This is a genomic window from Citrobacter sp. CK191 (genome assembly GCF_030333435.1).
GTDB classification, from domain to species: domain Bacteria; phylum Pseudomonadota; class Gammaproteobacteria; order Enterobacterales; family Enterobacteriaceae; genus Citrobacter_B; species Citrobacter_B koseri.
On sequence record NZ_JAOWFX010000030.1, the window covers coordinates 258,347 to 273,064 of the forward strand.

The 14,718-nt window shown below is 55.0% G+C and carries 11 protein-coding genes; 6 read left to right on the plus strand and 5 right to left on the minus strand.

The annotated features are described in order from the left end of the window. Positions 1-75: 75 nt before the first annotated feature. Together OGV82_RS10695 and OGV82_RS10700 are read left to right on the plus strand one after the other, a co-directional pair. Positions 76-1,128 carry an ABC transporter substrate-binding protein gene (locus OGV82_RS10695; RefSeq protein ID WP_047461210.1) on the plus strand — a complete coding sequence of 351 codons (1,053 nt, stop codon included), beginning with the start codon at positions 76-78 and terminating at the stop codon, positions 1,126-1,128. Further along, positions 1,128-1,811, plus strand: a complete 684-nt coding sequence (locus tag OGV82_RS10700) for a molybdate ABC transporter substrate-binding protein (protein ID WP_047461212.1) — start codon at positions 1,128-1,130, stop codon at positions 1,809-1,811. The genes OGV82_RS10695 and OGV82_RS10700 overlap by 1 nt, the downstream gene beginning before the upstream one ends. 97 nt (positions 1,812-1,908) lie before the next feature. Here the strand turns inward: OGV82_RS10700 and yghU are convergent, their stop codons facing one another. Beyond that, positions 1,909-2,778 (minus strand): glutathione-dependent disulfide-bond oxidoreductase, encoded by an 870-nt coding sequence (gene yghU, locus OGV82_RS10705; protein ID WP_047461216.1) that lies wholly within the window; start codon positions 2,776-2,778, stop codon positions 1,909-1,911. Positions 2,779-2,999: 221 nt separating this feature from the next. Between yghU and OGV82_RS10710 the strand changes: the two genes are divergently transcribed. The 3 genes from OGV82_RS10710 (at position 3,000) to OGV82_RS10720 (ending at position 8,542) form a co-directional block, all read left to right on the plus strand. After that, on the plus strand, positions 3,000-5,300 hold the full coding sequence (locus tag OGV82_RS10710) for an FdhF/YdeP family oxidoreductase (protein WP_047461219.1): 2,301 nt from the start codon (positions 3,000-3,002) through the stop codon (positions 5,298-5,300). Between the two features lie 141 nt (positions 5,301-5,441). After that, complete coding sequence (gss, locus tag OGV82_RS10715) at positions 5,442-7,304, plus strand: bifunctional glutathionylspermidine amidase/synthase (protein WP_047461222.1); 1,863 nt, start codon at positions 5,442-5,444, stop codon at positions 7,302-7,304. Positions 7,305-7,486: 182 nt separating this feature from the next. Beyond that, positions 7,487-8,542 carry an NAD(P)-dependent alcohol dehydrogenase gene (locus OGV82_RS10720; protein ID WP_012135116.1) on the plus strand — a complete coding sequence of 352 codons (1,056 nt, stop codon included), beginning with the start codon at positions 7,487-7,489 and terminating at the stop codon, positions 8,540-8,542. Positions 8,543-8,593: 51 nt separating this feature from the next. On the opposite strand, the gene OGV82_RS10725 is transcribed toward OGV82_RS10720, so the two are convergent. Next, complete coding sequence (locus OGV82_RS10725; RefSeq protein ID WP_225622014.1) at positions 8,594-9,571, minus strand: AraC family transcriptional regulator; 978 nt, start codon at positions 9,569-9,571, stop codon at positions 8,594-8,596. A 106-nt stretch (positions 9,572-9,677) separates the two neighbouring features. After that, complete coding sequence (locus OGV82_RS10730) at positions 9,678-10,508, minus strand: alpha/beta fold hydrolase (protein ID WP_012135114.1); 831 nt, start codon at positions 10,506-10,508, stop codon at positions 9,678-9,680. A gap of 188 nt (positions 10,509-10,696) precedes the next feature. On the opposite strand from OGV82_RS10730, the gene OGV82_RS10735 reads away from it, so the two are divergent. Then, on the plus strand, positions 10,697-11,122 hold the full coding sequence (locus tag OGV82_RS10735) for a MerR family transcriptional regulator (RefSeq protein ID WP_047461225.1): 426 nt from the start codon (positions 10,697-10,699) through the stop codon (positions 11,120-11,122). A 54-nt stretch (positions 11,123-11,176) separates the two neighbouring features. Here OGV82_RS10735 and OGV82_RS10740 read toward each other — a convergent pair whose 3' ends face one another. Next, positions 11,177-12,217, minus strand: a complete 1,041-nt coding sequence (locus tag OGV82_RS10740) for a fimbrial protein (protein WP_227657976.1) — start codon at positions 12,215-12,217, stop codon at positions 11,177-11,179. Then, entirely contained in the window at positions 12,208-14,709 is a 2,502-nt protein-coding gene (locus OGV82_RS10745) for a fimbria/pilus outer membrane usher protein (RefSeq protein ID WP_047461231.1), read from the minus strand. The genes OGV82_RS10740 and OGV82_RS10745 overlap by 10 nt, the downstream gene beginning before the upstream one ends. Between the last annotated feature and the right edge of the window lie 9 nt (positions 14,710-14,718).

The window sequence follows — 14,718 nt, forward strand, 5'->3', positions numbered from 1 at the left end:
CCCTGAAGGCAATCTATCAAGCGGCCTTGCAATCGTTGTATACTAATATATATATCGTTTGTGAGGACATCTCCCATGTTTAAATCCTTACGCCAGCTCTCCCTGCTGGCGTTGCTTTTTTCCCTGCCGTTTATGGCTCAGGCCGAGCGTACGTTTACCGATCAGATTGGTCGCCAGGTTACCGTCCCGGATACGGTGGATCGCGTGGTGGTACTCCAGCATCAGACGCTGAATTTGCTGGTGCAGATGAACGCCACCGACAAAATTGTTGGCGTGATGGCGAACTGGAAACAACAGCTTGGCGACGGTTATGCCCGCCTGGCGCCGGAGCTGACAACGAAAGCCGCGTTGGGTGATTTAACCCACGTTGATGCGGAAAAACTGGTCGCGCTGCATCCGCAGGTGGTGTTTGTCACTAACTATGCGCCGCAGGAAATGATCGACAAAATCAGTAGCCTGGGTATTTCGGTGGTGGCGATTTCTCTGCGCCATGATGCGGCGGGCGAACAGGCTAAAATGAACCCGACAATGACGGATGAAGAGCAGGCTTACGATCAAGGGCTGCGTGAAGGGATCATGCTGATCGGCGATATCGTCAATAAACCTGACGAAGCAAAAGCGCTGATTGCCGCAACGGATAAGGGGCGCAAGATGGTGAGCGATCGCCTGAAAAACATCCCGGAAGATCAGCGCGTTCGCGCCTATATGGCGAACCCGGAACTGACCACCTACGGCTCCGGTAAATATACTGGCCTGATGATGGCGCACGCGGGGGCGTTGAACGTGGCGGCATCGACCATTAAAGGCTTTAAGCAGGTCGCAATGGAACAGGTTATCGCCTGGAATCCGCAGGTGATTTTTGTTCAGGATCGCTATCCGAAAGTGGTGGATGAGATCCTGCAAAGCCCGCAGTGGCAGGTGATTGATGCGGTGAAAAATCATCGCGTCTATCTGATGCCGGACTACGCGAAGGCCTGGGGCTATCCGATGCCGGAAGCGATGGGCATTGGCGAGCTGTGGATGGCGAAAAAACTCTATCCGCAGAAATTCCAGGATATTGATATGCGCAAGGTCGCCAATGACTGGTATCAGCGTTTTTATCGCACTGACTATCAGGGCGTTGACTGATGAAAATCCTTGCCGCAGGCAGCCTGCGTGCCGTCTGGCAACCGCTAATGGCCTGTTTTCAGGCAGAGACGATCCGCTGTGATTTCGGCCCGGCGGGATTGCTGCGTGAACGGATTGAAGCCGGTGAGCCGTGCGACTTTTTCGCCTCGGCTAATGTGGCGCATCCGCAGGCGCTGCTGGCGAGCGGGCGGGCGCTGTCGGTTTCGTCCTTTGCGCTGAATCGCCTCTGCCTGACCGTGCGTGCTGACGTTATGCGGGAGGGCGACGACTGGCGGTCGTTGCTGATGCGCGAGGATCTGCGAATTGGCACATCAACGCCGGGCTGCGATCCTTCCGGTGATTACACGCAACAGCTTTTTTCGCGAATGGGAGCCGTCGGCGAGGCGATCCGCTCGCGTGCTGTGGCGCTGGTCGGCGGCCGGGATTCTTTGCCGCTTCCCGCCGGAGCGCTGGCGGCGCAATGGTTAATCGACCACGATCACACGGATGTTTTTATTGGTTATGCCAGCTATGCCCCCAGACTGCGGCAAATCAGTACCCTGCGCGTGGTTGATATTCCTGAACCGTATAATCCGATCGCTGAGTACGCGTTTGCCTGTCTGACGGCGCGCGGAAAACCGCTTGCCGAATTTCTGCTTTCCACTCCGGCAGGACTGATTCTCGTGCAACATGGGTTTAATTAAACGCCGACTATCACAAACCCGTGGGCCTGATAAGCGGAGCGCCATCAGGCAATATAACGCCTGATGGCGACATTAAAATCTCATCCGGCATCACGGTTTAGCTCTGACGCTTATCTTCGGTTTGTGTGTTGAAGTCGCTGGCGTCGTGACGCTCATGAAGCTGCTCGTTGAGCGGCCCGTTGGTGCGGTTCACAATGCGCCCGCGTTTGACCGCCGGACGTTCCGCAATCTCTTTCGCCCAGCGCTGTACGTGCTTATAACTTCCCGCATCCAGAAATTCTGCGGCGTCATACACGTTGCCGAGCACGACATTGCCAAACCACGGCCAGACAGCCATATCGGCAATGGTGTACTCATCGCCCGCCACATACGGATGACGCGCCAGCTGCTTATCCAGCACGTCCAGCAGACGCTTGGCTTCCATCGTAAAACGGTTGATCGCGTACTCTATTTTCACCGGCGCGTAGTTGTAGAAGTGACCAAAGCCGCCGCCGAGGAACGGCGCCGCCCCCTGGAGCCAGAATAACCAGTTCAGGGTTTCGGTACGTTTAGCGAGATCCTGCGGCAGGAAATAACCAAATTTTTCCGCCAGGTAGAGCAGAATTGCGCCGGACTCAAAGACACGCAGCGGCGGGTTTTGCGAGTGGTCGCGCAGCGCCGGGATTTTTGAGTTTGGGTTCACATCGACAAAACCGCTGGAGAACTGATCGCCGTCGCCAATGCGAATCAGCCAGGCGTCATACTCTGCGCCCGTCACGCCCTGCGCCAGCAACTCTTCCAGCATGATGGTCACTTTCTGGCCGTTTGGCGTTCCCAGGGAGTAGAGCTGTAGCGGATGCTTGCCGACGGGCAACGTCTTGTCGTGAGTCGGGCCAGAAACGGGACGGTTGATATTGGCGAATGCGCCGCCGCCTGCGGATTTATCCCACGTCCATACTTTTGCGGGTTGATAAGTATTCTCTGACATGTTGACCTGCCTTCTGGGTTGGTGTGTTGAAGCAGTGTAGCAGTCGGAGGCCATGCGGTTTAACAGATTGGGACATTAAGCGCCGGTTTTTTCGCTGGAAGGGGAACACAATATAACTCGTTAATTGTAGCCCGCCTGTACTCCATCAAGAGGAAATCAATATCAGACGGAAATTGTTACCGTACTCGCCATTAAAAATTGGCAGTGAATAAGCAGTAACAATGAAAAATGGTGTTCCAGGAGTAAGCGGTTATCAGGGCCCGGCGGGCGGCTGGGGAGCCGTGAAGGCGGTCTCTGCGTCGGTGTTTTCCCAAAAGGCCGTCACGCGCGATATTATCGCGATGTTCAAAATGAATCAGGTCAAAGGCTTTGACTGCCCTGGCTGCGCATGGCCTGACCCTGGCCATCGGGCGCCGATGGAACTTTGTGAGAATGGCGTCAAAGCGGTCTCCTGGGAAACCACCAGCAAGAAAGCCTCACCGGCGTTTTTCCGTCGTCATCCGGTGTCCACCTTATGGCAGTACAGTGATTACGAGCTGGAAAATATTGGCCGCCTGACGCACCCGATGAAATATGATGCCGTAACCGATACCTGGCAAGCCGTGGAATGGGACATCGCGTTTCAGGAAATCGGCGAACGCCTGCGCAGCTACGATTCCCCGGAACAGGTAGAGTTTTATACCTCCGGCAGAACCTCGAATGAAGCGGCGTTCCTGTATCAGCTGTTTGCCCGCGAATACGGCAGCAACAACTTCCCGGACTGTTCCAATATGTGCCACGGCCCGACCAGCGCAGGGCTGACGCGCGCTATTGGTCTGGGGAAAGGCACCGTTGAACTGGCGGATTTTGACCACTGCGATCTGGTGATTTGCATCGGGCATAATCCGGGAACCAACCATCCTCGTATGCTGACCACGCTGCGCGATGTGGCAAAGCGCGGCGCCAAAATTATCGCCATCAATCCGCTGGCGGAGCGAGGACTTGAACGCTTTAGCTTCCCGCAAAGCCCTAAAGAGATGCTCACCGGCCAGGCGACCGAACTCAGCAGCAGCTACTACCAGGTGAAAATGGGCGGCGATGCGTCGCTGCTCAAAGGCATGATGAAGGCGCTGATTGAAATGGATGAGGCGCGGGTGCTGCTAAACCAGCAGCCTTGCCTCGATCATGAGTTTATTGCTGCGCATACCGCCGGTTATCAGGCGCTGTATGATGACCTGCGCCAGTGCCACTGGGCGGAACTGGAAGCGGATTCAGGTCTGACGCGCAGCCAGATGGAAGATTTAGCGCACAGCTACAATAAATCGCGCGCCACCATCATTTGCTACGGCCTGGGGATCACCCAGCATAAAAACGGCACCGGGAATGTGCAGCAACTGGTTAACCTGCTGTTGCTGAAAGGCAATATCGGAAAGCCGGGCGCGGGTATCTGCCCGTTGCGTGGGCATTCCAATGTGCAGGGCGACCGTTCGGTAGGGATTAACGAAGCGGCGTCAGACGCCTTCCTGCAACGCCTTGAAGCGCGTTTTGCCATTACCGTTCCTCGTCAACACGGCCGCGCCAGCGTGGAGAGCATTCGGGCGATAGAGCGGGGCGAGGCTAAGGCGTTAATCTGCATGGGCGGCAATCTGGCCGTGGCGATGCCGCAGCCGCAGCGGACGTTTGCGGCGATGCAAAAGCTGGATATGCAGGTGCATGTGGCAACCAAACTGAACCGCTCGCACCTGCTGCTGGCGAAACATAACTATCTGCTGCCCGCGTTGGGCAGAACGGAGCGCGACCTTCAGGCGACGGGGATTCAGTCCGTCACCGTCGAGGATTCGATGTCGATGGTGCACGCCTCCTGCGGCTCTCTGAAACCGGCTTCGCCGTGGCTGAAATCGGAACCTGCGATTGTGGCGGGAATGGCACGCGCCACGCTTACGCGCTCGCCGGTGAACTGGGAAGAGATGGTGGGAAACTATGCTCTGATCCGCGACGCCATTGAAGCCGTTATTCCGGCGTTTCATGACTACAATGCCCGCATTGCCGCGCCGGGCGGATTTCGCATGGACACGCCTGCCTCGCGCCGTGAGTGGCATACCGGGAATGGCAAAGCCAACTTTGTCGTTAGCCAGCAGCGCGCCGTTGAGCGTCAGCAGCAACCCGCTGATGCGCTGGTGCTGGCAACGCTGCGTAGCCACGATCAGTACAACACCACCATTTATGGCCTGAATGACCGTTATCGCGGCATTACCGGCCGCCGTGACGTCGTGTTTTTAAATGCGGCGGAAGCCAGAGTGCGCGGGCTGGCGCAGGGCGATGTGGTGACCATTCAGGCGCTGGACGATCATGGCCGCCCTTGCGAGGATCGCGCGATGCGCGGGCTGACGGTCGTGATCTACAACATGGCGGCAGGATCGATTGGCGCCTATCTGCCGGAAGCGAATGTGCTGTTGTCTCTGGATGCGGTCGATAGCGAAAGCCTGACGCCAGCCTATAAGAGCGTGCCGGTGGTTATCAATAAAGCATCGTTCCCGCTATGAATTTTTTGTCTCTGTGCGCCGTCTGGCCGGGTAGAGGTGTATGATGAATCGACCTCTGTCCGGTTAGTGTTATTGAGCAGGCAAGCAGAGCGAAAAATTCACGCCATACTGCTCAGGCTGTATTGTTTTGAGGTAAGGTGCATGAGCAAAGGAACGACCCGTCAGGATGCCCCATTCGGGACATTATTGGGCTACGCCCCCGGTGGCGTAGCAATCTACTCTTCAGATTACAGCTCCCTCGACCCACGGGAATACAGCGATGATGCCGCGTTTCGCAGCTACATCGGCAACGAGTATATGGGCCATAAATGGCAGTGCGTTGAGTTCGCCCGCCGCTTTCTCTTTCTCAATTATGGGGTTGTGTTCACGGATGTCGGCATGGCGTGGGAGATCTTCTCGCTGCGTTTCCTGCGCGAAGTGGTGAACGACAACATCCTGCCGTTACAGGCGTTCCCCAATGGTTCGCCCCGCGCGCCGGTCGCTGGCGCGCTGCTTATCTGGCAAAACGGCGGCGAGTTTAAAGATACCGGCCATGTGGCGATCATTACCCAGTTGCTGGACAACAAGATCCGTATCGCCGAACAGAATGTGATCCACACGCCGCTGCCTCCAGGGCAACAGTGGACCCGCGAGCTGGATATGATGGTGGAAAACGGCTGCTATACCCTGCGCGATACCTTTGACGACACCACGATCCTGGGCTGGATGATTCAGACCGAGGACACGCAGTACAGCCTGCCTCAACCAGACATCGCCAACGATTCACTGAAGATTCGCGGCGCGCGGCTGGAAGAGAAAGGGCAGTTTGACGGCAAATGGCTGGATGAGCGGGACCCGCTGCAAAAAGCCTATGTGCTGGCGAACGGACATGTGATTAATCAGGACCCGCATCAGTATTTCACCATTACGGAAAGCGCCGAGCAGGAGCTGATTAAAGCCACCAACGAGCTGCATCTGATGTACCTGCATGCCACCGACAAGGTGCTGAAAGACGATAACCTGCTGGCGCTGTTCGACATTCCGAAAATCCTCTGGCCGCGTTTGCGCCTCTCCTGGCAGCGTCGTCGCCACCATATGATCACCGGTCGTATGGATTTCTGTATGGATGAACGCGGCCTGAAGGTGTACGAGTACAACGCCGATTCCGCATCATGCCATACCGAAGCGGGGCTGATCCTCGAACGCTGGGCCGAAAAGGGCTACACCGGGAAGGGGCATAATCCGGCGGAAGGGTTGATCAACGAACTGGCGGGCGCATGGAAACACAGCCTCGCGCGTCCTTTCGTCCACATCATGCAGGATAAGGATATTGAGGAGAACTATCACGCCCAGTTTATGCAGCAGGCGCTGCGCCAGGCCGGGTTTGAAAGCAAAATTCTCCGGGGACTGGATGCGCTGCGTTGGGACGATGCCGGTCAGCTGATTGACGGCGATGGCCGCCTGGTGAACTGCGTCTGGAAAACCTGGGCGTGGGAAACCGCAATTGAACAGGTGCGTGAAGTCAGCGAGACGGAATACGCCGCCGTGCCGATTCGTACCGGCCATCCTGAAAATGAAGTGCGGTTGATTGATGTGCTATTGCGACCGGAAGTGCTGGTGTTTGAACCGCTGTGGACGGTGATCCCCGGCAATAAGGCTATTTTGCCTATCCTGTGGTCGCTCTTCCCGCATCACCGCTATTTGCTGGATACCGATTTCACGGTTAATGACGAACTGGCGCGCACCGGTTATGCGGTGAAACCGATCGCCGGGCGCTGCGGCAGCAATATCGATCTGGTGAGCCATCAGGAAGAGTTACTCGATAAAACCAGTGGGAAATTTGCCGCGCAGAAAAACATTTACCAGCAGTTGTGGTGCCTGCCAAACGTGGCCGGGAAGTATATTCAGGTCTGCACTTTCACCGTTGGCGGCAACTATGGCGGTACGTGTCTGCGTGGTGATGATTCGCTGGTTATCAAAAAAGAGAGCGATATCGAGCCGTTAATTGTGGAAAAAGGGGAATAGCCTCTTCTGAAAAAGAGCCTTGGGCGTGATGCGCCAGCGTCCGCCCTGGCCATTCAATGCCAGGGGATTCGTGACAGACGTTCTGTCGGGAGTATCAGGCAATTATCCGGCAGGATTAGGCTCACTCTGCCATTCATCAAACCGCTACAGTTTCAGGTGGAAAACAAACAACTGGAGCTGCTATGAAAACCATCGGTTATGCTGCATTAAACGCGACTACGCCACTGGCCCCTTTTACGTTTGAACGACGCGCATTGCGTGCCAATGATGTGGCGATCGAGATCCTGTGGTCAGGCGTCTGTCACAGCGATCTGCATCAAACCCGTGACGACTGGAAAGAGTGGGGCGCGACGATTTACCCCTGTATTCCCGGACACGAAATCATTGGCCGAGTGATTGATGTCGGCAGTAAAGTGACGCGTTATCAGGTCGGGCAACAGGTGGCGGTCGGAACCCTTGTCGATAGCTGTCAGGAGTGCGATCAGTGCCGCAGGCACGAAGAGCAAATGTGCCGTGAGTTTCCGACGGTGACCTATAACGGGCGTGACCGCATCTCAGGAGACGTCACTTACGGCGGTTACTCGAAACATATCGTGGTTCGCGAGGAGTTTGTCCTGAATCTGCCGGAAGGCCTTGATCCGGCCAGAGCGGCGCCGTTGCTCTGCGCGGGCATCACCGTTTACTCGCCGCTGCGGACCTGGAACGTTGGCCCCGGCTCGCGCGTAGGGGTGATTGGCATCGGTGGCCTGGGGCACCTTGCGGTTCGTCTGGCGGCCGCTTTGGGCGCAGAGGTGACGGTTATCACCCGCAGTGAGTCAAAAGCGAAAGAGGCGCATGAGCTGGGCGCCGAACACGTTCTGCTCTCGACTTCCGCAGAGGCGATGAATAACGCGGCGTCCTCTTTTGATGTGATTATTGACACCATCCCGACGCGCCATGATGTTTCACCCTACGTTCAGCTACTTGATGTGGAAGGGGCGCTGGTTATTGTCGGTAATCTGGGGAATATGGAAGGGTTCAGTACCTTGCCGCTGATTCTGGGGCGTCGTCGCATCACGGGTTCACCGTCTGGCGGAATTGCACAAACGCAGGAGATGCTGGATTTCTGTGCCCGTAAAGGTGTGTACCCGGAGTGTGAGATCATCGATATCCAGCAGATTAATCAGGCTTTTGAGCGTATGGAGCGGGGTGATGTGAAATACCGCTTTGTGATTGATATGGCTTCACTGTCGAACTGACGGTAAGCAACGCATATCGGATCGGCTGTTTTGCGGTCCGATATGCGTGTGTCAGCGCGGTATCCCGGTCAGCGTTCCCGCTTCCCGGACGCGTTCTGCGCCTTTCAGCGACTGCACTTTATCGCCGATTGGCGTGATGCCGAACAGGCGTTTGTACTCCCTGTGAAACTGACTGACGCTTTCATAACCCACTCTGATGGCCGCTGTCGAGGCATCCACATTATCTGACAACAACAGGCGTCTGGCTTCATGGAGCCGTAATTGCTTCTGATACTGCAACGGGCTCATGTTGGTCATGCGACGAAAGTGGTGATGCAGCGTCGAAACGCCCATTCCTGCAATCCCGGCCAGATCCTCCATTTTTAACGGTTGGGAATAGTGCGTGCGTAACCAGTTGATTGCGGAAGATATCCTCTGGCTGCTCGATCCCGTTAGTACGGTTTCCCGCAGCGTCATACCTGCCGGGCTGGTTAAAATGCGATACAGAATTTCCCGCTGAATCAGGTTGCCGATATACCCCTTATCCTGCGGGCGTTCTGCGAGCGTGATGTAGCGCAGTATGGCGTCAAATAAAAAGCGGTCGGCATGGCTGAGCGAGAGTCCTTCACCTGCGAATCCCACGTCATTGCCGTGCTGTTCCATATCAACCAATACTTCGCGCGCAACAGATAAATCCAGTTCCAGCAACAGTGATATAAAAGGACGCTCGGCGCTGGCCTGCATCACTTCGGCGACGGTTGGCAGATTGACCGCCGTCAGAAGAAAACGGGATTCGTTGTACACATAGGCCGTATCGCCTAACGTGACGCGCTTTTCTCCCTGGAGGATCAGCGACACGCTGGGCTGGTAAATATAAGAAAGCGGCGGCATTGGGCCGTGGAGTTCAGCAACGCTCAGACCGGGGAACGGGCAGACGACCCGTTCCTGATGTTCGGTATATGTTCTGACTTTTGCGGTAATTTCGTGGCGCAGCGATGCGGTGTCCTGCCGCAGGCGATCATCCTGTGAGTTCGGGCGGTGATCCAGCATGGTCAGACTCCTCAACATAGGTTCGTATGTTTTAAACTGGAATGCAGCCGCCCGCGACTCCTTTTTTGCTAATTGACTTGCCAGCCCATCCGTCGTGGTTGGTATATCAGCTATTCACAAAGGCCAGCAGGTCGGCGTTAACCCGATCTGCATGCGTGGTGGGGATGCCGTGCGGGGCTCCCTTGTACGTATTCAGCGTACCGTTTTTGAGCAGCCCGGCTGAAAGTACGCCGGAATCATGGTAGGGAACGACCTGATCGTCATCGCCGTGGATAACCAGAACCGGGATAGTGATGCGCTTGAGATCTTCAGTGAAATCCGTCTGCGAGAACGCGACGATACCGTCGTAGTGCGCTTTGGCTCCCCCCATCATTCCCTGACGCCACCAGTTCCAGATGACCGCCTCAGACGGACTGGAACCCGGACGGTTGTAGCCATAGAAGGGACCCGCAGGGATATCGTAATAGAACTGCGCCCGACTGGCGGCCAGCTGCGCCTGGAAGTCGTCAAACACCGACCGGGGCGTACCCTGCGGATTGCTGTCGGTTTTTACCATCAATGGCGGAACTGCGCTGATCAGCACGGCCCTGGAGACGTTATCTTCGCCGTGACGCACGATATAGCGCACGACCTCGCCACCGCCGGTTGAATGCCCGACGTGCATTGCGCCCTGGACGCCTAAATGCTTAACGACTGCGGCAACGTCATCGGCATAATGATCCATGTCATGACCGTCCCACACCTGGCTGGAACGTCCATGACCACGCCTGTCGTGCGCGACGACCCTGAACCCCTTGTCCACGAAAAACAGCATTTGAGCATCCCAGTCGTCGCTGGAGAGCGGCCAGCCGTGGTGGAAGAAGATCACTTTTCCCTCTTTCGGTCCCCAGTCCTTATAGAAAATGTCAACGCCATCGCTGGTTGTTACGTAACCCATATCGTTTCTCCGGTTCAGTAAGTTGTTAAAGGGAGAGACTTGTCTTGCGCGTAGCGCCAGGACGTTGGCTCCCGAAAAAAGGAGAAACGTCAGGGTCTGCGCGCGCGTCCGGCAACGATCTTCTGTTGACCGTTTAGAGAGTATAAGTTTAAAGTTAACTTTAAGGTCAAGGGAGGTCTGTAAACGGTATGAAGATTGGTGAACTGGCAAAAGTAACGGGGCTTACGCCCTCCCGTATTCGGTTTTACGAAGCAGAAGGGCTGATCAGCCCTCCACAGCGTCAGAGCAACGGGTATCGTAATTATTCGGCGGAGGTGGCGAATCTGCTGAAGATTATTGATAACGCTCAGCGTGCCGGTTTTTCACTTGGGCAGATCCGCTGCTTTTTACCGCAGGAGCAGAAAAAGTGGGATCACGAGGGGCTGATACAATCCCTGGAGAAGCGTATCGCGGAGATCGAACTCATGCAGAAGCAGCTTGAAGAGAGCAAGAGCGAGTTGCTGAGTCTGATCGCCAGTATTGCAAACCGGCCTGACGGGATTTCCTGTGAGGACAACATGCAGCGGCTGATAGGGCAATTGCGTAATCCGGCGACCGCCACGGAAAACCGGTAAAATAAATGGCGAGGGGACGTGGTTCAGCTTCGGTCTTGCCGCCCCCTCACTGTCTTATTGGTATGTCATGGTAAATGACAAAACGCCATTCGCTGCACCGGTCGTGATGGTGTCTCCGGTCTGGTAATAACGCGCTTTCAGCGGTACCGTGAATCCGCCGCCGGAGGATGAGGTGCCAACGGCGACATCTGAACCCAGCGCCATCGGCTGATTGTTATAAAGTAATTGGATTCCCACGCCCGTGGCGGCATTATTTCCGCCAATGGTTTTCAGCACGCCTTTGCTCGCATCAAAAATATCGCCTTCCATCTTAACGCTGACCTTTGTTCCGGCATTACAAACCATCGGCAGATCGAAAGACTTTGTGTGTGCGTCTCCCGGCGTGGTGCCTTTGCCATTAAAGGCTTGTTTATCCACGTCCTGCATATTCACGGGGATAAACGTCGTTTGTAGATTACAGGCTGGCGTGGTAACCGTGAACGCGTTGATATTGACGGAAGATTCGGGTGAATGCCACAGCAGCGCGTTATTTAACATAACCAGCGATCCCACGGTTCTTGCCGTTATGGTTCCAGACCCGGTTTCGGCTGCTGTCTTATAAAATGTCACGATAACCACGCCATCCAAATTGCTGTTCACCATCCCCGCCATATTTTCACAGAGCTTAGCGGTATTTATGTCTCCCCGTATGGTATTGCTTCCCGTAACGGTCACGATGCCTGCGGCACATTTTGTCGTTGCGGCGGACAGGGAATACCCCACGCCGCTAATGTTCGTTTTATATATCTGACGCCCGTTGAGTGACGAATCGAATGTGCCAATGGCTCTGATACCAAAAATCTGCCTGGATATAACGCCCTCAGCGGAGTCCCAACAGTTAAAGGCATTAATTGTCGGTGTAATAACCTGTGTTCCTATTATCGAGCCTACAGGGAGATCCCGCGAGATAGTTACATTCTGCGGCGAGATCGTTGTTGTTGACGTAACCGTAGTGCAGTTCCACGCCAGGGCGGTGTGTGAAAATAATCCCAGCGAGGTAAAAATTAAGCTGATTAAAATTCGATACATTTTTCTTTCTCTCCAGATCAGTGGCATTGCGCGATGACTGTTTGCGGTTTGTCAGCGATCTGCGTTATCTGATACGTTGCCTGACAACTTCCCTCGGCCCAGTTAACGATCACGGTTCCTTTTTCCGGTACGCCGTTGAGCCAGACGCGTTTGCGATCGTCAACCATTCCTTCTGGAATGTTGTCGTGATTTTTAATACGGGTCGTCGCGCCAAACGGAATCTCTTTTCCGGTGAACTGAAGCATGACCTTATAACCGGTGACGGTAGGGTAATCAGCCAGCGCCAGCGCGCCTTTGGTCGGTACAACGGTGTAGGTGTCATTCAGCACATCGGTATGCGGGTTCAGCGATGCGGTATCCAATGACAGACTGTTCTGCCGATACGGCGTGACATACGGCACCACGGCAAAACCTCTGCTGTCGGTGTAAATCCCGCTGTTATTCGCCACTTTCACATCCGCCGCGTTGTCCGCTTTCACCAGCGCCATGGTTTCGCCAAGAGGCTGCGTGGCCGAGACGCCGTAAGGGTGAACCACAATGCCGCCCATCGCCCCAACCGACATCTGGCGGTTATCGCGAGAGTAGTTGTAACCAAGCTGATACTCGCCATGACGGCCTTTGTAATTGACGGAAGCGCTTCCCATCGCATCCGAGCCTTTGCTGTTGTAGCCCTGCTGTACGTTCCAGCTCAGGTTTTTATCTTCCAGCGCTGAACCGGATAACCCCACCTGCGAAGTCGTATCGCCTTTTTTGTTGCTGTTCCCGGATACCGTCATCCAGCTGTCTGGCAGGAAACGTGAGAGCGGAATCTGCATCGTCAGAGAGATGATATGATCGTTTTCATTGTGCCAGGGGCCGCGTGAATAGCTGTAGTTCAGGCCGTAGTTGATATTGTTTATGCTGGTGTTGTAACCCACGTTAACGCTGCGCTCGGTGTCGCCGCCCCAGTAATCCTGTTGCCAGGCGGAGAGGTTTATATTTCCCCAGTCGCCAAGTCGCTGGTTCAGCGTCACCTGCGCCTTGCTGCGTTTGTTCCGTTCATAGCGCCAGCTGTTGCCTTCACGTATTGTGTCGCTCCCCATTCGAAAGGTATTCACGTCCCCGTTCGCTTCCTGGAAATCACGAAAACCTGATGAGGAATAGCGATAGCCCATCAAACTGAATGAGGTGCCTGTCGAAGCAAAGTCTTTGGCGTATTGCGCGCGTAGCGACACGCCTTCTTCTGTCTTACCGGGCATTTGCGTACGGGCGAAAGTGGCGTCAAAAGAGAGCGAGCCGAATTCACCGAACCCTTTTCCGATCCCCAGTGCTCCGGCCCAGTAATCTGCGGATGCCAGCGTGCCGCCATATATCGTGCTATCCCAGGGTAAACCGTAGCTCAGCGTGCCCTGTAGAAATTCCGGCTCTTTATCTTTGCTGTTTGCCGCGCGATATTTCCCTGCTGCCAGCGCATATTTGAACTGACCTTCGCGTTGCATCACCGGCACCGCGGAAAATGGCTGAATAAACTGATGCACCGATCCATCCGCCTCACGTACTGCCACTTCCAGATCGCCGCTGGCGGTGGTCGGGTACAGATCGTCAATCGCGAACGGGCCTGGCGGCACATAAGATTGCCAGATAACGTTGCCACCCTGACGAATGGTGACCTGCGCGTTGGTCTGTGCAATACCGCGTACCACGGGAGCAAAACCACGGACGCTTTCCGGCATCATGCTGTCATCTGAATAAAGCTGCGCGCCGCGAAAATTCACGCTGTCGAACACACCGGCCTGCGTATAACCATCGCCTATGCTGAACTGACTTTTCAGAGCCTTAATGTCACGCTCCAGCGATGTGCCAAGGGTGTTCCAGTGACCAGCGCCATCGTTGTTGTTATAAGTGGCGTAATGACGCAACCGCCAGGGCCCAACGTTAATACCGCTACGCAGGTTCAAATAGCTGTCGTTACTCGACTTGTCGCTGCCATGCGTGCTAGCACCTGAGAAGTTGTAGTTCAGGAACAGCATATTCAGTCCATCATCCCACCGCTCAGGCGATACCGACCCCCGTGGATCGCGCTGTAGATACTCCTGCGGCACTGAGAGATCCAGGCGCATCCCGTCAAACTGGAAAATAAGCTGGCTGCCGGGAAGCAGTTTGCTGAGGTGTTCAACGTTCGCGGTATCTGCCATGTGCATCCATTCAGGTTGTGCATTGCGCTTAACGCCCCATTGCACCAGATCTGCACGAGTCAACACCGGTATTAACCCACTCTTACTGTCAATAAATGAAATATCCTGTGATGCCAGATAATTTCCATTTACATAGACATCAACGTGATAGACGCCAGGCACCTGCCCGTCAGCTTCATTAAAACGAGAAATATCAATATCACGCGGGATATTTCCACGGGTTTCAATAAAATCTGGAGAGAAATAATCGCCAGCCAGTACAGCAGGAGTATGCGTACACAGATAAATAAGTGTGGATAACCGAGTTAATTTAGCAAAACCCGAAACTGCATTGACATGAAACATGGCTTTGTA

Bases quoted from the DNA above. Each gene is read 5' to 3' on its own strand.
- yghU (WP_047461216.1), bottom strand. From the start codon at position 2,778: ATGTCAGAGAATACTTATCAACCCGCAAAAGTATGGACGTGGGATAAA.
- OGV82_RS10725 (WP_225622014.1), bottom strand. From the start codon at position 9,571: ATGCTGGATCACCGCCCGAACTCACAGGATGATCGCCTGCGGCAGGAC.
- OGV82_RS10730 (WP_012135114.1), bottom strand. From the start codon at position 10,508: ATGGGTTACGTAACAACCAGCGATGGCGTTGACATTTTCTATAAGGAC.
- OGV82_RS10700 (WP_047461212.1), top strand. From the start codon at position 1,128: ATGAAAATCCTTGCCGCAGGCAGCCTGCGTGCCGTCTGGCAACCGCTA.
- OGV82_RS10710 (WP_047461219.1), top strand. From the start codon at position 3,000: ATGAAAAATGGTGTTCCAGGAGTAAGCGGTTATCAGGGCCCGGCGGGC.
- OGV82_RS10735 (WP_047461225.1), top strand. From the start codon at position 10,697: ATGAAGATTGGTGAACTGGCAAAAGTAACGGGGCTTACGCCCTCCCGT.
- OGV82_RS10745 (WP_047461231.1), bottom strand. From the start codon at position 14,709: ATGTTTCATGTCAATGCAGTTTCGGGTTTTGCTAAATTAACTCGGTTA.
- OGV82_RS10695 (WP_047461210.1), top strand. From the start codon at position 76: ATGTTTAAATCCTTACGCCAGCTCTCCCTGCTGGCGTTGCTTTTTTCC.
- OGV82_RS10720 (WP_012135116.1), top strand. From the start codon at position 7,487: ATGAAAACCATCGGTTATGCTGCATTAAACGCGACTACGCCACTGGCC.
- OGV82_RS10740 (WP_227657976.1), bottom strand. From the start codon at position 12,217: ATGCCACTGATCTGGAGAGAAAGAAAAATGTATCGAATTTTAATCAGC.
- gss (WP_047461222.1), top strand. From the start codon at position 5,442: ATGAGCAAAGGAACGACCCGTCAGGATGCCCCATTCGGGACATTATTG.